Genomic DNA, 22,253 nt, shown 5'->3' with positions numbered 1-22,253 from the left:
TTCTTTATACCATTTGTTCTGCAGTTCTTATTCCCTGATAAAAGGCTTCTTCAAAAATAGAAATTCCTGAAAGGTCTGAATGGGCAAAGAAAATTTTCCCTTCAATAGGTTCTTTCGCCAATTGAGCTGCTTCTCCAAAAATCTGTCCCGGAACCGGAGCTATCATGGCGTGCCCAATTTTGTGAAACTGCATTTCGATGATGAAATCTTCAATTAATGGATGGGCTTTCTTTAGATCTTCCAAAACTAAGTTTCTCAGTTCAGCTTCCTTCATAGCATACAGCTTCTTTCTTGCCTTCTTACTATCGTTACTGGAAAAGCTTCTATAGTAGGTAATGACTTTTTCGTTTAAAATCTGATCTAGGTTCTGATGCTGATCATAAATATACCCTAATCCGGATGATCCGTAGATCACATTATCCCAGGCAAGTTCCTCATCTCCTCCAAATTCATTCTGCAGTGTAATGGTCGTAAGAAGCCAGGGAACGTAATGAAATGATGATGCTTTTTTATGGGTAAGAATTCTTTCATTCACAAACTGAGGGGTTGCAAACAATACTTTTTCCGCAATAATTTTTTTGGTTTTCTTGTTAACATTGTCGAAACTTAGCACTTCAACCTTATCATTAATTTTCACCTCAAAAACCAGCTGCCCTGTCAAGTGTTTTCCTTCCGTATATTTTGACAAGTGCTTGGCCAGTCTAGCATTTCCTTCCGGCCAGGTAAAAACCTGATCTTTATATTTTTTGCTCCAGGTATTTTTTCTTCCTGCAAAATAATGAATCCCGGCCCACGCTGAAACGTAATCAATTCCTAATCCATAATCATCTCTACAGGAATAATCTAATAACCACATAAGCTCTTCTGACTGAAATTTCAGCTCAGCAAGCCAATCTTTGAAAAGGATGTTTTCTAATTTCAGGACCTCATCTTCTCTACTGGAATCCTGTACAGGAATAGTAAACCAATATTTCCCTTGTGCATCTTTTTTCTCACGGAAACGGTCCATTATGGTAAAGAATCGGGTAAGTTCCTTTTGAGTTTCAGGCGAAATTCCCTTTTGTGGAACAATATCATTCTGCCATGCGTTTTTGAAGAATAATCTTTCCTGCTGTGGAAAAGTCATCTGATACTCATCTAAAACAGGCTCTCCGGTTTCATCGTCTCCAAGATAGATTTCACATTCTTTCAAAAAATCGATAATCTCCGTGTTTTCTTTATTGGGTAAAGGTAAGTAATGGGCTCCCAAGGGAAATTTTGAAAACTTGTTCTTTCCGTTGGAAGAGTTTCCTCCCAAATGATTTTCCATTTCCAAAAGAAGGTAATCATTTTGATTGTTCTGACTGAAGAACCGGCTTGCAGAAAGTCCTGAAATTCCTCCACCTACAATAAGGTAATGGGTGTGGATAACTTCCGAAAATTGTGGAAAGTCTTTTGCCCATAACTGATGCCCAAGAACATGATTGGTACCTGTAACCTTCAGCAGCATCGATTTTACCTTCTTTCCGCAATATTGCAGAAAAGGGAGCATAAGACTCCCTAAAAATAAAGTTGTAAGAAACTCCTTTCTACTGTACTTTCCCCCACTCTTCATCAAAATAACGAACTAATATCTGGTTATCCAGACGGTTAATTTCTACATCTTTCACCATCATATCTTTATTGAAGTAAGACATCTGTGAAAAGTTGTAATCATAATATTTTAAATTGGGCAATCTCCTATAGATTTTTCGATTAACGGGTTCAAAAGACGCCATTGAAAAACCCCATTCTCCAAACGACGGCACATAGGTATGATAAGCGGTTGTAAAAGGAAAAATCTGATTCATTGTTTTTTCAATACACCAGAAAGATTTGGGAGCAAAATAAGGCGATGTTGTCTGTACCACAATTTTAGTATCCGGTGTGGTAATTTTTTCGAGCTCTTTATAAAACTGCAGTGAATACAATTTTCCTAAACTGTAATTGGAAGGATCCGGAAAGTCTATAATAATAACATCATATTTTTTTTGGTTCTCTTTTACCCAAATATAGGCATCTTTGTTGATGACTTCTACTTTAGGATTGGATAAAGAACTGTGATTGAGCTGGCGCATGGTTTCATTAGTTTTGAAAAACTGTGTCATATCGCCATCCAAATCTACAAGGGTTATTTTTTTTACTTCTTTATATTTCAGTACTTCACGAACGGCAAAGCCATCTCCGCCTCCCAGAATAAGAATATGGTCTATATTCTTTGACATTGACATCACAGGATGAACCAGGGCTTCATGATAACGGTATTCATCTGTAGAAGAAAATTGGAGATTGTTATTGAGATACAGGCGAAATTCACGGTTATTCCTTGTTAAAACAATTCTCTGATAAGGAGAACTCTTGGTGTATACCACATTTTCTCCGTAAAGTTTTTCTTCTGAATAAGAGAGAATTTTGTCAGAGAATATAAAAAGAGTAAGCAACAATACGAAGGCTCCAATAGACTTTACTTTTAAAGATACAGGTTTGGAAAGCTCTTTTGTAAGGTAAAAACATAGAAATATGGCAATGGAAATATTAATAAGTCCAAAGAATAAAGGCGTCTTTACAATTCCAAGATGCGGAATAAGCACCAGAGGAAATAGTATAGAGGCTAAAAGGGCTCCAATATAATCAAAGGCAAAAACATTCGACACCAGGTCTTTGAATCCTATTCTGTCTTTAAGGATATTCATCAAAAGCGGAATTTCAACTCCGACTAAACATCCTGTAAAAAAGACGAACAGATAAAGAACGGCTTCGAAATGAGCCATCGTATTAAAAAGAATGAATAATACAACGGAGCTGATTCCCCCCACAATTCCTACCAGAATTTCAATCTCTACGAATTTATCGATGAGGTTTCCTTTGATGAATTTTGCCAGATAGGAACCTACTCCCATCGAAAACAGATATACTCCGATGATAAAGGAAAACTGCTTTACAGAATCTCCTAAAAGGTAACTTGCCAAAGCCCCGGCCACCAGTTCATAAATCAATCCACATGTCGCAATGACAAATACCGAGAACATTAAAAGCAGTTCAAGAGGTATCCTCTTTTTATCCATGAATTGCAGCGCTTATAATCATTGAAATTCCGATGATAAATGCTCCGAAAACAATCGCCAGTGCTATATTTTTATTTTGAGCAATCTCATGCCATGTTTTCTCCGGTGTCAGCTTTTCAATAATGAAATAACACACGAGCAGAATAATGATTCCTAAAAATGAGTAAAGCACCGAGTTGAGTATAGGCAGTACATTGATGTTGTCCATAGTTTTATATTTTTATTTGTGATAGTATCTGTAAAATCCTGCTCTGGAATGACTTCTTGTGGTTCCGTCGCGATAGTTCTCTGTTTTGGTACAGTCGCAGAACTGGTTTCCTGTGAAGGTAAGATATACAAACCATCCCAGGAAAAAACTTCCGATGGCAAAAAGCTGCCAGTTATTTTTGATATAATTGATGATTTTCTGCATAGCTTAATTGGTGGGAGAATAAGGTGAGTTGGAACTGTTCTTCCATTTATTGGTTTCAAAGATACTTTTGGCCAGATAGCTTAATCCTGCAAAGAGAACTAAACAGATGAGCACAATAGCAAAGTTCCAGAAGGAAACCGGAAGCCATATTGCTTTAATCTTGACAGAAGAGTTCTGCTCATATTTACTGGGATATCCATAATCAGGGACCATATTGATCAGAATAGAATCCAGTTTTCCCATTTCTTTAGGAGTTTTGAGAAGGCCTGCTTTTTCTATAATTGCATTTTTCAGAGCTTCTTTATCTGTGTAAGAATTGATGCTTTTATCTTTATCATTTTGTAAAAAGAAAGTTCCCGTTTCGTTCTGAATGATAGAAAAATCTCCTTTTTCAGGTCTGAATCCTGATTTGAACGGATCTGTAACTCCACCTTCTTTTTCTGCTGATATCAGGAAATGATAGGTTCCGCCAGGGATCCCACATATATTGAAGTCTTCGCTTTTGCTTCCTTCGCTCCAGCTTTCTCCATCTTCAAATCCGGAATAGCGTTCTATATCTTTAGAGGCAGATATCACCTCATTCGTCTTTTCATTAACCAGACTTACCCCTACGTTGGCCCAGGAGTTGTCTACGTCTGAAAAAGCATGTATTTTCAATGGGGCAGATCCACCAGAAAGAGTAAAGCTTTTGCTTACCATTTCTTTATCATTCACCTCAGCAAAATTAATATTCTGCTCAAATACGGTTTGGTTACTTCTTGAAGTGACAACATAGAGCTGGAGTAAACAAATCAGCAAAGCGGTAACCGCCATAATGTTTGTGCACTGTCTCACATTATACGCAAAGGGCTGAATAATTCCTATTCCGGTACGATAGGGCAATTCTTTTATTCCAAAGGCTTTTCGAATTTCTGATCTTGAAATATGTTTCCCATTGAAAAATTCTTTTGAAGCACCATATTCTTCTCTGGAAATCATTTCTGCTCCGTTCACATATTCTTTATAGGTAGCCAGACCAAACTTAAGCTTATCTTCGAAAAAGCCTGTTGCAGCATAAATACTGCATGGCGTTGTCTCGTACCATCTGTAATTTTTACCATTAGCTTCTGCGTAATATTTGTATTCTTTGAAAGCGAAATCTACGGGACGGAGAACTACCCAGTGTCCGTCACTTTCACTAAGAAAAATATTGTTACCTGCTTTATCTTTTAAAGCATATTCTCTCCAGAAGGTATCGGAACCATATTTTTTAATGACGATGTTCATCACCCAATATTCAGTCCCATAAAGTATCCCTTTACGTCCTACTTCCAGAACAACATTTTCTACGAGTTTTTTAATAGTTTTACTGGCGGTGGTTTTTCCTATTGTAATAAGCTTATCACAATGGCTACAAATAAATTCTTCAACGGCGAAATCGATCGCCATCTGATTATTATTGATTTGGCAAATGGGACAAATGTGATCCATTTTTTATCGGTAAATTTTGTGTTTTTGAATGGTGTTAGCTTTAAAATACTGTATCACTTCATCCGCAATCTGTTCTACTTTCAACGTGTTATCCTGAGTATAATTACACAGAAAAACATCAAAAGTAAGCTGCTTAAACTCTGGCCATGTATGAATACAAAGATGGGATTCTTTAAGACAAACCGCAGAAGTAAAACTTTGGTTATCAAAAACATGATTTGTAACGCCTACAATTTCTACGTCTTTGGTAGCCAGAATATGTTCTGTAAATTCTAAAAATCCTTTACTGTCTAATAACAAATCTTCTGACTCTGTTTCCAAAGTCAGAAGAATATGTAAGCCTTTATTTGATAATGATTTCAATTAGTTTTTTTTCGCAAATATATTATTTTTTGGGAAGAAAGACTTCGGCAAGCATACATCTTGCGCTTCCTCCTCCGTTTACTTCAATGGTATTCAGATCTGAATAAATAATTTCACAGTACTTTTCAATAGCTGCTATCTGCTCTGCTGTTAAAGACTGATAAGCAGTCTGGCTCATTACCAGAAACCTCTCTCCATCTTTATTCTGAACCTGAAGCATATTTCCTGCAAACTGCTGCATCTGTTCTTCAGAAATTTCAATGATTTCTTTTCCTGAATTTTTGATGGTTTCAACCACTTTTTCTCTTTCCAGCTCATCATCAATACAATCCAGACAGATGACAACAAACTTATCTGCCACACACATCATTACATTGGTGTGATAGATTGGAAGTCTTTCTGTACCTACTGTTTGAAATGAATGGAAAACGACAGGAGTGAATCCGTATTTTGAACAGAATTCTCTAAACAGATTTTCATCTAATCTCAAAGAAACAGAACCGTAAGCAATTTTTTGATCATGATCGAAAATCATACTTCCTGTTCCTTCCAAAAAATGTCCCTGAGTTTCCGAGAAAGACCAGTCATCAACATCAACAACATCAAATCCCTGGTCTTTGATGGTTTCAATGATGTCATCTCTTCTTTCCACTCTTCTGTTAGAAGCAAACATAGGATATAAAACTACTTTTCCGTCTTTATGAAAACTCACCCAGTTATTAGGAAAAATAGAATCCGGTGTATGGGGATCCAAAGTATCTTTTATGGTAATTACATTAATTCCTTTTCCTCTCAGCTTTCCGACAAAAGTACTGAACTCAGCCAACGCTTTTGACTGGATATCCGAACCTGTCTGTTCTACCTGGAAATAATTATTCTTTGCTGTCTCAGCGTTGTAACCGAAAGCTATCGGTTCTATCATTAATACTGTATCTGTTGTTTGCATTGTTTATTCTTGTTTAATAAAAATATTCAAAATAATTGAAAGTTCATCTGGATGCTCAAAGAACCTTCTGGTAAAGACCTTACCATTTTTGTCGGTTATCTCAACATTGTAATCTTCTCTGCAGATAAATTCTGTCAGGAAATTATAAAACCTCGGAGATAAAGAAATACTACTTCCTAAATAATCTTCTTTTTTTATCGGGGTATCTGAATGTAATTTATTATAAATTATTCCAAGTTCGTGGGAAAAAATTTCAGAAGTATCTAGATTATCAGAAACTCTCTCCGTGATTTTTCGGGACAACAAGACTGAAGGTGAATAAATATCAAATTCAGGTATCCCCATTCTATTGTTTTTCCGGTAAGTCCCTCCATATCCTCGTACCTTTACTATTTCATTTTTAATTTTTCTTTTATTTCTGATCAATTTCCCATGTACCAGGTTATAATATCTTTTTAAAGGGTATTTGCTTTTTACTTTCCCATTGGCATGAATAGATCTTATTTCCCAAAGAATATATCTTCCATCATTAGCCGTATAATAAATATATTTATTTCTGATCTGATTGGGAATAAAAAGCTCTTCATCATACAACAAATCATCATATTTTACAACCCTGCTTTCTATTTTCCCCTGAAAATAAGATTCAATATAAATTGAGTCCTGACTTTTAGTTATAACATCTCTTTCTTTATTACGTATAAAATTATAGTTATTTAGCTTATTGGGTGATACATAATAAGAAGAATCTATTTCAAAGCCATTTTCATAAAGCAATTTCTTCGTATTTGTTCCATTTTGATAAAACCTATAATACCCGTTATCCAAAGTATTTTCATTAAAACTCGTTAATGAATCGTTTGAATTAAAAACAAAACGTTTCCTATAAAACTCGTTTTTCCCAGTTTTTGTGTCCAGAAAATTACCCTCATAATTAATATTTTTAGGATTATTAAGATCCGGACGGTAATTTTTAGAAATACTGATTTTTCCCCCAGATTTAGTCTCCTTTTCAATAGACAGTATCATTCCATTGTCAGCATATGAAATTTTAATCTCTATATTTTTAGATATTATACGGGATAATCTATTTTGTTTGTCGTAAATGAGCCAGGAGGTTTGGGTAATATTTGAAGTGATTATTTCATTTTTATCAGCCAGTATTTCAATTCTATTAATCTCTACTCCATTTTTCTTTAAAACAGCAGTTTTAATATTATACTTTTTGTATGTTTCAAGGTCTCCAGAATATATTTTCCTCCAATCAAAAAGCTGTGCACCCGCTTTTATAAATGGAAAAAAAATCACAAATATGAAAAATAATCGACCCAAAATATCCTATTCTCTCACAAGCGGCATTGTAGAGCATCTCAACAAACCACCCATTTTAGAGATTTCTCTGTAAGGTATTTCTTCTACTGTCATTCCCCACTCGTCTCTCAAATGGTTGTTCATTCTGGTAAATGCTTTGTCTGAAACCACTACATCAGGAGAGATTGAGAAAATGTTCGGGAACATTTCAAACATTTCTTCATCATTGATGTGGAAACAGTTTTCTTCTCCAAAGATATCGATGATCAGACGGTAATCGCTTTCATCTACAAACCCGTTCTTATAGATAATACATTTATCTTCTCCTACAGGATTGAAAGTACAGTCTAAATGAAGAATACCTTCAAACGGAACTTTATCGTTTTTCTTCAGTTCAAGATCTATAATTCTTTTTTTCGGAAAATATTCTTTTATAATTTCAATGGCGTACTCGTTGGTTCTTGCCGTTTTATAGTTTCTATAGTCTTCGCTGAAACAGGTTCCTATAAAAATAAAGTCGTTCCAAACGATTACGTCCCCTCCTTCGATGTGAGCTGTTTCCGGAAGGTTGATAATTTTTCTCCAGGCTACTTTTTCAAAAACGCTTTTGTATGCTTCCTGCTCATCTGCTCTGTCAGCAATAACGTTTGAAATAATCATTTTGTCGTCAATCACAAAGGCTACATCTCTTGAAAAAACCTGGTTGTAATCTTGGATAATACTGGGACGGAGTACTTCAACGTCATACTTTTTTAGAACAGCTTCAAAGGCGTTCATTTCGTTGATGATATCCTTTTCTTTAGGATAAATGTTGTGTTCTATTGAATAGTACGACTTGGCGTCATAACTTTCTTCTAAGGTGGGAACTGGGCCCAATGAATTAGGTTGGCCCAATACTACAGATCTTAGCCTTCCCGTTTCGTTTTTAATGTTTAGTCTCATAAAGATTTATGCAATACTACAAATATAAGTAAAGGTCTCTATCTGGAAAACTTTTGTCTGATTTTCTGCTTCAAATTTGATAGCAGCAGAGATATCCTTTTCTTAATTCTATTTTTTCCTGCAAGCCGTATGTTCTATTTTCAGACGGAAATTCATAAAAAACTATCTTCCACCTATATAGGGTTCAAAATCTCTTCATATTATTCAAATAATTTTCATACATTAGTGATATAATTCTCGCGAAATTATACTTTTTAAAACTTTACTATTAACATCAAAACAACAAAATCATGAACAAAAACAATTCTGTGCTGAAGAATGCACAAAAACTAGGAAGAGAGCAACAAAAATCAGTAATGGGAGGAGCTCCTATTTCAACAGGCAGAAGATGCTGTGAATGGGACAATACAGGAAAATGCTTTATCTGGACTTGTGACAGATGCCAATGCCCATAATAAATTCAGAAACCTGCTTTTTCAAGCAGGTTTCTTTTTATCTCGCCCGGTTTTCTTCTTCAGTTTTCTGAATTTCTTTTACCTGATACTTCGAAGTTCCAAAATTATAACTCAGCGACACAAAAAGCCTACTGCTATCCCACCAATGCGTAAACCGATTATCCATAATCTGCTTATGCCGAAATTCTAAACGCTGATCGTAAGAGTCAAATAGATTGGTGTACCCTATTTTTGTATTCAATTTATTATCAAACCATGACTTCTGAACAGATACATCAACATTATATCGTGGTTTAATGATATAAAGACTATTTCCTGTTTTGGATTCATAATTGAAAAAAAGATTAACAGTATATCCTTTTGAAAACGAAAATACCTGATTCACTCTTACTTCATAATTATAAATATTCAGTGCAAAAACCTCATCCAGATAAGGTCTGAACTCATAATTGTAATATCCTGAGAGTTGGGCCGTGATATTCCACCAGTTTGTAATTTTTATAGGCAAACTTGTTTCCAGAATGGCAAAATTCCGGTAAGGAAGATTGGTTCCAAGATATTCCAATACATTGGTCTCAGGATTGTATAGAGGATAGCGGGTCATTACATCTTTCTCTTTTCCAACCGTAAAGTTTGTAATCCAGTTTTTGTAGCGAAAAGAGGCTTTGATCTGACTGGTAAAAGAAGGTTGTAAATAGGGATTTCCGATCCAGTAATTCAAAGGGCTAAAGTAAAATCGAAAAGGATTCAGCTGTGAGAAGACAGGTCTTGTGATTCTTTTGCTGTAAGAAACTGAGAGTTCGCTGGATGGATTAAAAGTGTAGCTTACACTCAGAGATGGCAACCATTTCAGATAATTCCTTGCAACGGTTGAATCAATAGTAACGGCATCTGAAATACTGCTGGTATTTTCAAATCGAAGTCCGGCATTGATCTGTAGTTTATCAAACTTTTGTCTGTAAGCCAAATAGCCTGCCCAAATTTTCTCCTGATAAGAAAAAACATTACTTCTTGAAGGATCGAACACAAATTTATTTCCTACTGATAAAGTATCGTAACGAATATTATTATGCGTATCTGAAAAGCTGTATTTAGCCCCAGCTTCAATATCTGCATTTCCAATTTTTTGAGATGCATCCACCTGAGCAGTATAAATTGTAATTTTATTAAAAAGATCAGATTTCCAATACGATAAAACGGCTGCTAAAGATTGATTTCTATTAATAAAATCATCTTTCTGTTTGTTTTGAACCGATAGATAATTCCCTAGAAAACTGAGTTTAAAATCTTTATTATGATAGGAATAATCTGTAGTGATTCCAAAGTTATCCTGGCTGTAACTTGATGGATTTTCACTTTGGGTATTCAGTACGGTTTGAGTTTCTGTTTTATCAGTCGTAAACAAAGATCCATCCCTGGAACGCATATTCTCGCGAAAATTACCTCTCAGATTCACGCCAAGTCTGTTTTTATCATTTAATCTGAAATCTGCTCCTGCCAGGATAGCGTACACGTTAGCATCATCTTTCTGATAGGCCTTGGTTCTCATAATATCTGTACTTGCCAATTTCTGTAAAGCATTATACCGATATGTTGAAATTCCTCCATTATAGCCAGCCTGCAAATTATAGGTAACTTTATTGGTATTGTAGGAAAGATTTAAGGCATTTTCCCGGTAATTGAACTTATTCACATAGATATTCCCGCTATAGCTGCCTTTCCAACCCAAACTGGTGTTCTTCTTCAATCGTATGTCAATAATTCCTTTGAATTCTGCGTCATATTTTGAAGAAGGATTGGTGTTTACTTCTATAGATTCAACGATTTCCGGTGAAAGAGAACTTAGATATGCCTGTAATTCCTGGCTGCTCATCACCACCGCTTTTCCATCAATAAAAATAGCAGGAGTTATCCTTCCGCCAATAAAAATACCTCCTTCCTGATCTATGGTAACACCCGGTGTTTTTCTTAAAACATCTAAAAGATTGGCAGAAGTTTTAAAGTCTTTATTTCCGGAAACAGCCATTACCAGATTTCCTTCATTCAATTTTACTTTTCTGGGGGCAGAACGGATAATAACTTCCGAAATATCTGTAGTAGAGGATTTGGATTGAACGACAGAATCCGAAACTTTTTCTCCTGAAACTTCCTGTGCTTTTCCTAAAAACCCAAAGAGTAACAGTAATAAAAAAAGCCTTAATTTGATGATCATAAATTTTAATTTTTATGAAATCAAAAGTATGGGCTTAGGGCAAAAAACAGGTTTTGAGATTAAAATCCCGCAGTACGAAATTATAAATTTGAACTTTGGAATGTAGATTCAGTAAGGGTTTGCGACTGTTTGTACAAAAGAGGGGTTGTATTCTTAATCTTTTTAAATGTTGAAAAAAATGTTGATTTGGAATTGAATCCAACTTCATAGCCTATTTCTTCAATCTTCAGATAAGAGCCATTTTCTATTTTTTCACAAGCTTCATTAATCCTGTGTTCATTAATGTATGTTGCAAAGCTTTTTTCCAGATTGTCATTCAAAAGTTGGGAAAGCTGATGAGCGGGCATATTCATTTTTGAAGCTAGATCGCTTAGCTTAAGGTTCGGATTTTTGTAAAGTTCCTCTGCATTCATCAATCTTTCTAATTTTGAGACAAAGCTATCGGCCTGCACCTCTGAAATCTTTTTGTTGGAATATCTTTCAACTTCTTTTATTGGAGAAATCTGTTGGTATTTTTTATTAAATAAAATCAAAAAATTAGCATACAAAACGAATGAAAATACAAGGCTTCCTCCTGCACAGTAAATTTGCACCCAACCTGTAGAAATCAACTGATACGTTAAAAAGATAATCACATTACTGATAAGAACAGGAAGCACAAACCTATTAGAACTTTTGCTGTTTTGTTTTGAAAAAGTATAGTATTGGTAAACTGCAAGAAAGACAAATACAGACCATACTGTATAAATAAACGTTCCGAAATAATGATCCCAAGTGATGGGAAAAATTAAATAAAGTAACCCTACAGCTCCTAAAATAATAGTCAGCAGACCAAAAATTTTTCTACAATTCTTCAGATCAAACTGTTCCTGCTGAAAAGAGGATTTGATAAAGTAGTATAATGCAGGTCCTGTAAAAAATAATGCCGATAATCCCAAATGCGGAATGATTCTTGGCAAATCGGGATAAAAGTAAATACATACTGAAATTCCCACCCTTGAACTCAACATTAAGAGAAGTAGTCCCAGAAAAAAATCCGGAAGAAATTTCAGTTTTTTTACAAACAACAGATAAATACCCAGCAGAAGTCCATTGAATGCTCCTACTGCGCTAAAAAAGAATAACATCTGTTGTCCAAAAGTCATTGGGTATTAATTTTTACAGTATAAATTTAATCAAATTATTATATTCCATTTCGGAAAAAGTTAGTAAAGTATCAAAAATTCTTAACTCAATAGATTTTGTCCGTTTTTACGATGTGTTTTCCATCTTCTTCAGAATGAGTGCTCGTAAACGTTCTTCATGATCATCACCCCATTTTCCCAATGCAGCAATTACCGGAATCAATGTAAGTCCAAATTCTGTAAGATTGTACTCTACTTTTGGTGGCACAACAGCGTAAATTGTTTTAGCCACAAGCTCATGATCTTCAAGTTCCTTCAATTGTACATTCAATACTCTGCGAGAAGCATCGGGGATCTTTCTCTGAAGTTCACTTGGTCTTTGATATCCTTCATGAATAAACCATAACAAACGGATTTTCCACTTGCCATACAGAACTTCTGCAATAAGATCAAGCCCACAATTCAGATTGGGTGGAATTTTTCTTTCATACATACAACAAATGTAGTACAATGACATGAGATAGCAATATGGGATAAATTTATCCCTATGTGATTCGTAACCCCGTACTTGTAAGAGCCTTACATACTCCTGAAATTTGTACAAAAAGAAATCATGACAGAATTATTTAATTTCAATAACGAATTATCAGGTAAGATTGCTTTGGTAACCGGTGGTACAAAAGGAACGGGAAAAGCCATCGCAGAAAGATTGTTAAAAGCCGGAGCTACTGTAATTGTCAGTGCGAGAAATCATCCCAAAGAAATCAGTAATCAGCTCCATTTTATGGCAGGAGATCTTAGCCTTGCAAAAGACACGGAAAACCTTGTAAAGGAAATTCTTTCTACTTTTGGCAAGCTTGATATTTTAATTAATACTTTAGGCGGTTCAGAAACTCCAGGTGGTGGTTTCTCAGTTTTGAGTGATGAAGATTGGGAAAGTACGATCCAGACCAATCTTTTGGCCCCCGTTCGTTTAGACAGAGGATTTCTACCCCAAATGATAGAACGAAAAACAGGTGTGATTATTCATATTGCTTCTATTCAGGGAAGGCTTCCTTTGTTTGATTCTACTCTGCCTTATGCAGCAGCCAAAGCAGGGCTTATCAACTACAGTAAGGGCTTGTCAAAAGAAGTGTCTCCAAAAGGTGTTCGTGTTCTTACTGTTTCTCCGGGTTGGATTATGACTTCATCTGCAACCCGGATGATGGAACGTATTGCAGAGAGTTCAAAAACCTCAATAGAAGAAGCCACACAAAGTGTTATGGATGCATTAGGAGGAATTCCTATCGGCAGGCCGGCTCAACCGGAAGATGTTTCAGAGTTTGTTGGATTTCTGGTTTCTCCCCGTGCAAAGTATTTAACAGGTACTGAATATGTGATAGATGGAGGTACTATTCCCACGATATAGTTATTTAATGTATTCCGTTTTGATTATTTACCTTTAAATAATGAGCCATAAAAAAACCCAAAGCTTGCTTTGGGTTTTTTTATGGTATAAGCAAATATTATCTGCTTGCAATATCGATGTAGTTTCTTTCCTGAGCACCTTGGTAAACCTGTCTTGGTCTTCCGATTGGGTCTCCTTTCAGTCTCATTTCTTTCCACTGAGCGATCCATCCTGGAAGTCTTCCTAATGCAAACATTACTGTAAACATTTCTGTAGGAATTCCTAACGCTCTGTAGATGATACCTGAGTAGAAGTCTACGTTTGGATATAGTTTTCTTTCTACGAAGTACTCGTCTTCAAGAGCTACTCTTTCTAACTGCATTGCAATGTCTAGAGCTTTATCCTGGATTCCTAATGCTTTAAGGATATCATCAGCAGCTTTCTTGATAATTTTCGCTCTTGGGTCGAAGTTTTTGTAAACTCTGTGTCCGAATCCCATTAGACGGAAGTTATCTGCTTTATCTTTTGCTTTAGCAACATATTTAGATACGTCACCACCATCTTTCTCGATAAGTTCAAGCATTTCGATTACCGCTTGGTTAGCTCCACCGTGAAGTGGTCCCCAAAGTGCAGATACCCCAGCAGAGATAGAAGCGAAAAGACCTGTGTGTGCAGAACCTACCATTCTTACTGTAGAAGTAGAACAGTTTTGTTCGTGGTCTGCGTGAAGGATTAATAATTTATCTAAAGCATTTACAACTACCGGATCGATTTCGAAATCAGCATTTGGTAATCTGAATGCCATTTTGTAGAAGTTCTCTACGTAGTTTAGGTTGTTGTCTCCGTGGTTTAATGGTAAACCTTGAGTTTTTCTGTAAGTCCAAGCACAAAGGTGAGAGAACTTAGCGATCATAAGCTCAGCAGCATGATCCATTTCTTCTTTAGAGTTTACGTTAACGGCTTTCGGGTTGAAAGCTGTCAATGCAGATGTCATAGAAGATAAAACTCCCATAGGGTGAGCAGAACGAGGAAAAACATCAATGATTTTTTTCATTTCGTCTGCGATGAAGTTATATTTTTTAATATTGTTGTCGAATGAAGTAAACTGATCCTGAGTAGGTAATTCTCCATGTAATAGAAGATACATTACCTCAGTGAAGTTAGATTTTTCAGCAATCTGCTCGATCGGATAACCTCTGTAGAATAATTCTCCCTGATCTCCGTCTAAGTAAGTGATGTCGCTAATAGTAGCTCCTGTATTTTTGTAACCTAAATCCAGAGTGATCAAACCTGTCTGGTCTCTTAATTTTGAAATATCAATCCCTCTGTCTCCGATAGTACTATCCACGATTGGATATTCATATGAATTACCGTCGTAATTCAATATTACTTTGTTGTCTGACATTATTTATTTATTTTTTTTAAATATACCACTTTCCATAAAATACGGCAAACAAAAATTATCGCTTGCCGTTATTTATAAATTCGATTATCTTTTAATCTTAAATGCTTCTAAACCTGGGAAAATTGCAGTTTCGCCAAGAGCTTCTTCAATTCTTAATAATTGGTTGTATTTTGCCATTCTGTCTGATCTTGAAGCTGACCCCGTTTTGATCTGTCCGCAGTTCATTGCAACCGCTAAATCAGCAATGGTAGCATCTTCAGTTTCTCCTGATCTGTGAGACATTACTGAAGTGAATTTGTTATTCTGAGCCATTTGTACTGCAGCCATTGTTTCAGAAAGAGATCCAATTTGGTTTACTTTTACAAGGATAGAGTTGGCAATATTTTCTTTTACTCCTCTGGATAATCTTTCTACGTTGGTTACGAATAAATCATCACCAACAAGCTGTACTCTGTCTCCGATTTTATCTGTTAACATTTTCCAACCTTCCCAGTCATTTTCCTGCATACCGTCTTCAATAGAAATGATTGGGTATTTTGCAGCCAATTCAGCTAGGTAAGAAACCTGCTCACTGCTCGAAAACTGAGCTGCATCCGGAGTCTGGAATTTTCTGTAATCATAAATTCCGTCTTTGTAGAATTCAGAAGCTGCACAGTCAAGCGCTAACATAATGTCGTCACCTGGCTTATAACCTGCTTTTTCAATAGCCTGAAGTAAAGTATCCAAAGCATCTTCAGTTCCTTTAAAAGTTGGAGCAAAACCACCTTCGTCACCTACCGCAGTAGATAAACCTCTTGAATGAAGAATAGATTTTAGGTTGTGGAAAATTTCAGTCCCTTTTCTCAAAGCGTGAGAGAAAGAATCTGCCTTTACCGGCATGATCATAAATTCCTGGAATGCAATAGGAGCATCAGAGTGAGATCCACCATTGATTACATTCATCATAGGAACAGGAAGTGTGTTTGCGTTTACACCACCTACATATTTATAAAGAGGCATTCCCAATTCTGCAGCAGCAGCTTTTGCTACCGCTAAAGAAACACCAAGAATAGCATTCGCACCAAGATTTCCTTTGTTAGCCGTTCCGTCAAGATCAATCATAATCTGATCGATATAGTTTTGTTCGAAGATCGGCTGTCCAACTAAATTCTCTGCAATTACTTCTTTTACATTTTCAACAGCTTTCAGGACTCCTTTTCCCTGATAATCTGAACCACCATCACGTAATTCTACGGCTTCGTGTTCTCCTGTAGATGCTCCTGAAGGTACAGCAGCACGCCCCATAGCTCCGCTTTCTGTAAATACATCAACTTCGATGGTAGGATTACCTCTGGAATCTAAAATCTGTCTTGCTTCTATGTAAGAAATTGCACTCATTTTTTAATTTTTTTAGTTTAGACAAATTTAATCAAAATTTAACTTTTAAGGCCATTTCGGGGGATTTTTTTGAAGTAAATCCAAGTTAAATTTTAGTTAATTTATATTATGATAAGCTTCATCATTTTTTCATGAAATTCGTACTACGAATTGGATTCAGAATGTTATTCTTTACATAAAAAACTTCTCCAACATTTCTAAATGGCTGGAGAAGCTGTTCTTTACATTCATTGAAATTCGGACAGCGAATATAAAGCTATATGATCATTAGTTTTTTATCTGTTGGGAGAAGGAGCAAGAAGTCCTGCTAAAGTTCCGATTGCTCCGGAGGAAATGGCTGTACAGATGGTAATCAGTTCTATTTTAATATTACTTCCTTTTATGGAAAAAATAAAAAGCCCGGTAATGATGATCAGAATGACGAGCCCAAGAATAAAAACGATTGACCTACATATCCATCTGTCTTCTTTGGGGCTTCCATTAAAGTATCCGGATGGGTTACTTCTATTTTCCTGTGGGCTTCCGGATCTTTCATGAATGTTTTCCTTAAAGTGTCTAACTTTTCCATTCGCTAATGTATTCATGGCTATTGGTTTTTAATTTGATAGGATAAAGTTCCGTTTAAAAGAAGTTCGTGTCAAGTACACAAAAGGGTGATTATACAAAAAGTAATCATCGGGTTAAGATTAAAACTAATAGTCTCTACAGGTTTATTTTAAAGAATAAAACAGTTCCCTTCTTCTGGGGTAAAATGTGGCAATGACCATTCAGTTCTTCCATTCGTCTTGCCATGTTTCGCAAGCCGTTTCCTTCAGGGCATCCTTCTGAAATTCCATCACCATTATCTGATATTTCCATCGTGAAGGTATTTGAAGACTGAGTGAAAGATAGCTTGAGCTGATCAGCAAAACTATGTTTGTAAGCATTGTTTACCGCCTCTTTTAAGCATAGAAACAAATTTCTCCTCTGTTCTGTGGAAATGGGAGTATCTGCTATAATATCTATACTTTCATACCATAGTTTTATTTTTGTTTTTTTCAGAAAGTTATCTGTATACAGAACGGTATAGTCTATAAAACTGCCTAAGGTATCGTTACTGGAATTGAGGCTCCACAGCATTTCTCTCATAGAGATATTCATTTCTGCAGATGTTTTCAGAAGTTCATCAATATCATTCTGCAGCTCAATATCATCTACTCTTTGGCGAAGAAATTCTGCCTGAAGTTTTAATGCTGAAATTCCGGCTCCCAGATCATCGTGCATATCGTGAGAAATACGTTCTCTTTCCTGTTCTATGGATTTTTGTTTTTCAAGTTCTTTTTGAAGAAGTTTATTTTGATATTCGGACTCCTGAAGCTGTCTTTCTTTTAAATTCAAAAGCTGCTTTCTGTTGTACATAAGAACAACGAAAATGATAAATGCAACAAACAGCATCATTACAATGATGGCTGTTATATATACAATTTTTATTTCTATTGGAAGGCCTTTCATTGTTTACAAAATAAACTGCGGAAAAATAGTGAATATGTTATTATGTTAACCACGGTAAAAATTCTGGAGATCTCAGCTAAAAAATCCGGATCTGCATTGTAAAAAAAATACATGGGAATCATTCTGAAGATATAAAAAACAGCCCAGAACAATAATGAAACACTTATCCAAAAAAAACAGAAATTCTGAATATTACTGTCATTTTCTGTGCTTGATATCTTTTTGTACAACCAAAATAATGAAATAAGTATTAAGAATATACAATACATATATCCGGTTATAATAGAATACTTAGTATTTGAAATAAAAATGAATATTGCGCTTGCTATAAAAAAAAAGAGGGTAACATTTCTGATTATAGAGCTGTAGCCTACCTCCCTGAAGTAAATATATCCAAAATAACCAATGCCAAAGAGATCTAAGTAGTTGTATACTCTTACTGTTACAAAATTAATTTTAAGGGTGAAGAGCGCTTCAATGATAATTGTAATTCCTAGGTAAAGAAAAAAAAGCTGTTTCCATAGCCTTTTATAGACTATGGAAACAATAAGACTCATACTGATTATAGAGTAGTATATTATATCAAGTACGTTCATTTTTAGCAATTTCCTGGAGGGCAAAGTCCATTTCTGTCATATAAGCCTGTTTCTTTAGGTGCCATCAGTTCATTATTCACATACTTCTGTACCACCATGATAAAGGTAAATCTGTTATTATAATCGTCATTAGTTACATGCATCGCCGGATAGAAAGCTACTAAATGTTCTGAAGCGGAATCATCTTTTAACTTCTTTAGAAATTCAAGATAAATTTCATTCGTAACAATAAAACGTTTGGTGTTTCCTGGATAAGGATTTTCCTTAGGAATATAAGTATCTAATGTAGCTTTAAGATTTTCTTTATAAAAATTTTGATGCTCTGTAAATATTTCAAAGTTAATATCTTCTATTTCATCGCAGTCACTGAGAATATGATAGGTCCCTTTTATAGTATCGTTATACATGAAGACCAGTCCTTCATTCTCAATCTCCCCTAAAAAAATAGGCACTTCATTTACGCTATCAAAAACTGCTCTCAGCACCCTTTCTTTCATCAATATAGGGGTCTCGTAATGATCCAATACGGCTTTATTATACTTTCTCAGCATTCCGGGAGCATCACCGGGAGAGATTAATCCTCCCTGCGTTGGATTATCCACCTTTTCTATTAGCGGTCCATCAACATGGATATGCCCATTAAAGCCTTTGTTAAAACCCTTGTTAAATACTTCTCCAATGCCGTTTTGGTTTGATTGTGCATAGACTACTATTTTAGTCCAGTCAATTTCCTGTCTTGTAAATGTTACATTTTCTGTTCCCATGATTTCTTAGTTTTTAAAATTGTTAAATTTATTGATTGCTTCTACTTTATTGCTGACATGCAACTTTCTGTAGATATTGCCAACGTGTTTCTTCACCGTATCGATACTGATGAACTTTTTATCTGCTATTTCTTTATACAGAAGTCCTTGCGAAAGAAGTTCCAATACTTCTTTTTCACGATCAGTAAGATCTTCAATTTCTTTGATTGCAGGGAGTTTTTTTTCGAAGTGCTGCAAAACCTTTCGAGCAATAGAAAAACTCATAGGAGCGCCTCCGTTATAAACATCGCGGATTGAAGAAAGAATTTTATCCATACTTTCACCTTTCACCAGATAACCCATTGCACCAGCTTTTAAAGAATTGAAAACCTTTTCGTCATCTTCAAAACTTGTACACATAATGAATTGAGTTCCGGGCATATCTTTTTTCAGCTTTTCAATAATCTCTATACCGAGCATATCCTGAAGCTGAATATCCATCATTACGACATCGGGGGAAATATCAGGGAGATTTTTCAGAGCATTGCTTCCGTCAAAAAACTGAGCGATCACTTTCATATCATTCTGATAATTGATGACCTTCTTCAACGCATTGTTGTAGTTTTTTTCGTCTTCTACTATGGCGATAGAAATGCTCATGTCTTTTTTGTTTGAAGCAAATTTCAACAGAAAACTAATAAGAATCAATTACACCTTTGTGTAATCTTGTAATTTGAGTAGGTTATTATTATGAGTTTTTAGTGTATTAAATTTAATCAATTTTTCATTCAAAAAATCAATTTCACGGAATAAATAATCCAGACTTCATACAGTCTTTCAAAATATAATGGAAACGCTTTCCCACAAGTCAATCACAAGAAATAAAAATGAAAAGATCTCAAATAATATCATTAAAATTCCTCATCTTAGAAGGCATGATTTTTGTAAAATTAAAAGCATAAAATCATTATTGAATATCAAATAATATAATCATGAAAAAAAGCCTTTTAGTACTTGGGACAGTACTTACCTTAGCAGCAGTAAGCTGTAAAAAAAATGAGAGTGGAAACAAAAGTGTGATTAAGATAGACAGCACAGAAACCACCGTTACGGATCACAACGGAAAAATAGATTCTGTAACTCAAGGTTCATATACGGTAGATGTGAATGGTAAAAAAACTGTAAAAACAGATTTTGTTTACAAGGCAACAGACGGAACTCTCGTAAAAGTAGTTTTCAAAAATGACCCGAAAGAAAGTACAGTTGCTATCACCAGCAACAAAAAAACGTTTACCCTTCCAAAGTCTGAAACCAAAGGAGAGGAAACTATTTATAAAAAAGATGATATGACAGCACGAGTAAAAGGAGACAGTCTTCATCTTGAGCAAGGCAACAATATTATTGAACTTAAAAGAACAAAGATTTAAAATACAAATGTCCCTCATAGTGAGGGACATTTTATTTTTTGCCTATAATCAAACTTTCTTCAGTAAATCACTGTTGATCCATCCATATACAGGCTCTTCATCTTTTCCTGTTTTTAGTAAAACGTAGACATAGAACCAGCCCAGTTTACTTTTTATAAACTCTACCTCAGTATCTTTTTTAAGCTGCATAATGGTATCAAACTCTGTTGCCGGCCCTTTTCTGACATTCACATAATTGCTGGTCACTTTATAGATGTCTGCAGAGTTATCTTCTCTTCCAAGCAACTTCGCTCTGAAGTTCACCATAGGAAATGCGGGTCCCGGATCATTCTTTCTATGAGGTGCAATATCATCGTGGCCAAGAATGTCTTTAATCTGATAGGTTTCCATCAGAAGTTTACAAACTTTGAAACATGAATCGATCTGCTTTTCCGTAAAACTATGCCAATAAGAAACTTCATTTTCATGTTTGTGCTTAGCTTCAACAACAACATCTTTTGAATACTCTTTTTCAAACCATGCATAAAAGCGGTCATTTACTTTGGTAAGCTTTCCTGGATTTTCAAGTTCAATGCCTATAGAAAAGTCATTAAAATCTGATCGGTCTGCCCATCTGCTTCTTCCCGCATGCCATGCTTTTTTGTTGAATTCCACCATCTGGGTAATTCTTCCATCTCTATCAATAATAACATGGGCAGAAGCTTTTGCTGTAGGATCTTTAAGCCAGTCTATTGAACTTTCAGCGCCTCTTCCTGCAGTAAAGTGGATAATGATATATTCAGGAATAATAATTCCCTCTTTATTAGGAGTATCTATAAAGCTAATACTCTCTCCGGAAATCGTTTTTCCTAATCTATCTTTTAAAATTATCATGATCAAGATTTTTAAAACATCAAATTTATTCTAAAAAAATTAATTACACATTAACAGAATAAAAAAACCACCCGGAATCCGGATGGTTTTTTCTTATATTTCTGAATAGAATATATTACTCTTCAGTTTTTTCTTCAGTAGAGTCAGCTTTAGCTTCTTCTACTTTCTCTTCTACTACAGGAGCTTCAGCTACTACAGTTTCTGCTTTTTTAGCAGTTGTAGATCTTCTGCTTCTTCTTGTAGTCTTCTTCTCTTCAGCATTAGGGTTGTAAAGCTCGTTGAAATCTACTAATTCGATTAGAGCAGTATCAGCAGCATCACCTGGTCTGAAACCTGTCTTAATGATTCTTGTATAACCACCGTTTCTTTCAGCGATTTTAGGAGCTACAGTTCTGAATAATTCAGCAACCGCAAATTTATTTTGAAGGTAAGAGAATACTACTCTTCTGTTGTGTGTAGTATCTTCTTTTGCTTTTGTTAATAGAGGCTCAACATATACTCTTAAAGCTTTCGCTTTAGCTACAGTAGTGTTGATTCTTTTATGCTCAATTAGAGAACAAGCCATATTAGAAAGTAAAGCACTTCTGTGAGAAGCTGTTCTTCCTAAGTGATTGAATTTTTTACCGTGTCTCATTA

23 protein-coding genes are annotated in these 22,253 nt (G+C 35.3%); 3 read left to right on the top strand and 20 right to left on the bottom strand.

Annotated features, from left to right (window positions below):
- Positions 1–4 precede the first annotated feature (4 nt).
- Genes ACL9RH_RS17360 through ACL9RH_RS17320 form a run of 9 tightly spaced genes read right to left on the bottom strand, consistent with a single transcriptional unit; the run spans position 5 to position 8,527 of the window.
- Positions 5–1,594, bottom strand: coding sequence for an NAD(P)-binding protein (locus ACL9RH_RS17360; protein WP_422694601.1), 1,590 nt, complete (start codon positions 1,592–1,594; stop codon positions 5–7).
- Entirely contained in the window at positions 1,569–3,083 is a 1,515-nt protein-coding gene (locus tag ACL9RH_RS17355; protein WP_422694600.1) for a polyamine aminopropyltransferase, read from the bottom strand. Before ACL9RH_RS17355 ends, ACL9RH_RS17360 begins: the two co-directional genes overlap by 26 nt.
- The gene (locus tag ACL9RH_RS17350; RefSeq protein ID WP_422694599.1) at positions 3,076–3,291 is read right to left on the bottom strand and encodes a DUF350 domain-containing protein; all 216 of its coding nucleotides are present in this window, start codon (positions 3,289–3,291) and stop codon (positions 3,076–3,078) included. The genes ACL9RH_RS17355 and ACL9RH_RS17350 overlap by 8 nt, the downstream gene beginning before the upstream one ends.
- Positions 3,292–3,303: 12 nt before the next feature.
- Positions 3,304–3,495, bottom strand: coding sequence for a hypothetical protein (locus tag ACL9RH_RS17345; protein WP_422694598.1), 192 nt, complete (start codon positions 3,493–3,495; stop codon positions 3,304–3,306).
- 3 nt (positions 3,496–3,498) lie between these two features.
- The gene (locus tag ACL9RH_RS17340) at positions 3,499–4,965 is read right to left on the bottom strand and encodes a DUF4178 domain-containing protein (RefSeq protein WP_422694597.1); all 1,467 of its coding nucleotides are present in this window, start codon (positions 4,963–4,965) and stop codon (positions 3,499–3,501) included.
- A 3-nt stretch (positions 4,966–4,968) separates the two neighbouring features.
- Positions 4,969–5,328 (bottom strand): S-adenosylmethionine decarboxylase family protein, encoded by a 360-nt coding sequence (locus ACL9RH_RS17335; RefSeq protein WP_422694596.1) that lies wholly within the window; start codon positions 5,326–5,328, stop codon positions 4,969–4,971.
- A 22-nt stretch (positions 5,329–5,350) separates the two neighbouring features.
- Positions 5,351–6,274: a citrulline utilization hydrolase CtlX gene (ctlX, locus tag ACL9RH_RS17330; protein WP_422694595.1), complete on the bottom strand. Its 924-nt coding sequence runs from the start codon at positions 6,272–6,274 to the stop codon at positions 5,351–5,353.
- Positions 6,275–6,277: 3 nt separating this feature from the next.
- The gene (locus ACL9RH_RS17325) at positions 6,278–7,582 is read right to left on the bottom strand and encodes a hypothetical protein (protein ID WP_422694594.1); all 1,305 of its coding nucleotides are present in this window, start codon (positions 7,580–7,582) and stop codon (positions 6,278–6,280) included.
- 30 nt (positions 7,583–7,612) lie between these two features.
- On the bottom strand, positions 7,613–8,527 hold the full coding sequence (locus tag ACL9RH_RS17320; RefSeq protein ID WP_422694593.1) for a dimethylarginine dimethylaminohydrolase family protein: 915 nt from the start codon (positions 8,525–8,527) through the stop codon (positions 7,613–7,615).
- Between the two features lie 290 nt (positions 8,528–8,817).
- Between ACL9RH_RS17320 and ACL9RH_RS17315 the strand changes: the two genes are divergently transcribed.
- Positions 8,818–8,982 (top strand): hypothetical protein, encoded by a 165-nt coding sequence (locus tag ACL9RH_RS17315; RefSeq protein WP_422694592.1) that lies wholly within the window; start codon positions 8,818–8,820, stop codon positions 8,980–8,982.
- A 37-nt stretch (positions 8,983–9,019) separates the two neighbouring features.
- On the opposite strand, the gene ACL9RH_RS17310 is transcribed toward ACL9RH_RS17315, so the two are convergent.
- From ACL9RH_RS17310 to ACL9RH_RS17300, 3 genes are all read right to left on the bottom strand, one after another.
- A complete protein-coding gene (locus ACL9RH_RS17310; RefSeq protein ID WP_422694591.1) occupies positions 9,020–11,194 on the bottom strand; it encodes a TonB-dependent receptor domain-containing protein in 2,175 nt (724 codons plus the stop codon).
- An 80-nt stretch (positions 11,195–11,274) separates the two neighbouring features.
- Positions 11,275–12,339: a helix-turn-helix domain-containing protein gene (locus ACL9RH_RS17305; protein WP_422694590.1), complete on the bottom strand. Its 1,065-nt coding sequence runs from the start codon at positions 12,337–12,339 to the stop codon at positions 11,275–11,277.
- A gap of 106 nt (positions 12,340–12,445) precedes the next feature.
- Positions 12,446–12,811, bottom strand: coding sequence for a winged helix-turn-helix transcriptional regulator (locus ACL9RH_RS17300; protein WP_422694589.1), 366 nt, complete (start codon positions 12,809–12,811; stop codon positions 12,446–12,448).
- A 120-nt stretch (positions 12,812–12,931) separates the two neighbouring features.
- Here ACL9RH_RS17300 and ACL9RH_RS17295 point away from each other — a divergent pair, with 120 nt between their 5' ends.
- Positions 12,932–13,726: an SDR family oxidoreductase gene (locus ACL9RH_RS17295; RefSeq protein WP_422694588.1), complete on the top strand. Its 795-nt coding sequence runs from the start codon at positions 12,932–12,934 to the stop codon at positions 13,724–13,726.
- 97 nt (positions 13,727–13,823) lie between these two features.
- Here the strand turns inward: ACL9RH_RS17295 and ACL9RH_RS17290 are convergent, their stop codons facing one another.
- From ACL9RH_RS17290 to ACL9RH_RS17265, 6 genes are all read right to left on the bottom strand, one after another.
- A complete protein-coding gene (locus tag ACL9RH_RS17290) occupies positions 13,824–15,110 on the bottom strand; it encodes a citrate synthase (RefSeq protein ID WP_422694587.1) in 1,287 nt (428 codons plus the stop codon).
- A gap of 84 nt (positions 15,111–15,194) precedes the next feature.
- Positions 15,195–16,487, bottom strand: a complete 1,293-nt coding sequence (eno, locus tag ACL9RH_RS17285; protein WP_422694586.1) for a phosphopyruvate hydratase — start codon at positions 16,485–16,487, stop codon at positions 15,195–15,197.
- A gap of 275 nt (positions 16,488–16,762) precedes the next feature.
- Positions 16,763–17,071, bottom strand: coding sequence for a hypothetical protein (locus ACL9RH_RS17280; protein WP_422694585.1), 309 nt, complete (start codon positions 17,069–17,071; stop codon positions 16,763–16,765).
- 118 nt (positions 17,072–17,189) lie between these two features.
- Positions 17,190–17,978 carry a sensor histidine kinase gene (locus ACL9RH_RS17275; RefSeq protein ID WP_422694584.1) on the bottom strand — a complete coding sequence of 263 codons (789 nt, stop codon included), beginning with the start codon at positions 17,976–17,978 and terminating at the stop codon, positions 17,190–17,192.
- 598 nt (positions 17,979–18,576) lie between these two features.
- On the bottom strand, positions 18,577–19,338 hold the full coding sequence (locus ACL9RH_RS17270) for a hypothetical protein (RefSeq protein WP_422694583.1): 762 nt from the start codon (positions 19,336–19,338) through the stop codon (positions 18,577–18,579).
- A gap of 6 nt (positions 19,339–19,344) precedes the next feature.
- On the bottom strand, positions 19,345–19,977 hold the full coding sequence (locus tag ACL9RH_RS17265; RefSeq protein WP_422694582.1) for a response regulator: 633 nt from the start codon (positions 19,975–19,977) through the stop codon (positions 19,345–19,347).
- 332 nt (positions 19,978–20,309) lie between these two features.
- On the opposite strand from ACL9RH_RS17265, the gene ACL9RH_RS17260 reads away from it, so the two are divergent.
- Positions 20,310–20,744, top strand: a complete 435-nt coding sequence (locus tag ACL9RH_RS17260; RefSeq protein WP_422694581.1) for a hypothetical protein — start codon at positions 20,310–20,312, stop codon at positions 20,742–20,744.
- A 48-nt stretch (positions 20,745–20,792) separates the two neighbouring features.
- On the opposite strand, the gene ACL9RH_RS17255 is transcribed toward ACL9RH_RS17260, so the two are convergent.
- Positions 20,793–21,617 (bottom strand): N-acetylmuramoyl-L-alanine amidase, encoded by an 825-nt coding sequence (locus tag ACL9RH_RS17255; protein WP_422694580.1) that lies wholly within the window; start codon positions 21,615–21,617, stop codon positions 20,793–20,795.
- A 115-nt stretch (positions 21,618–21,732) separates the two neighbouring features.
- Positions 21,733–22,251: a 50S ribosomal protein L17 gene (rplQ, locus tag ACL9RH_RS17250; RefSeq protein WP_422694579.1), complete on the bottom strand. Its 519-nt coding sequence runs from the start codon at positions 22,249–22,251 to the stop codon at positions 21,733–21,735.
- Positions 22,252–22,253 lie beyond the last annotated feature (2 nt).

Origin of the sequence: Chryseobacterium sp. Mn2064 (assembly GCF_049319685.1) — a bacterium.
Taxonomy (GTDB): Bacteria; Bacteroidota; Bacteroidia; order Flavobacteriales; family Weeksellaceae; genus Chryseobacterium.
The sequence above is the reverse complement of the archived record's forward strand: the minus strand, read 5'-3'. Positions and strand labels throughout refer to the sequence as shown.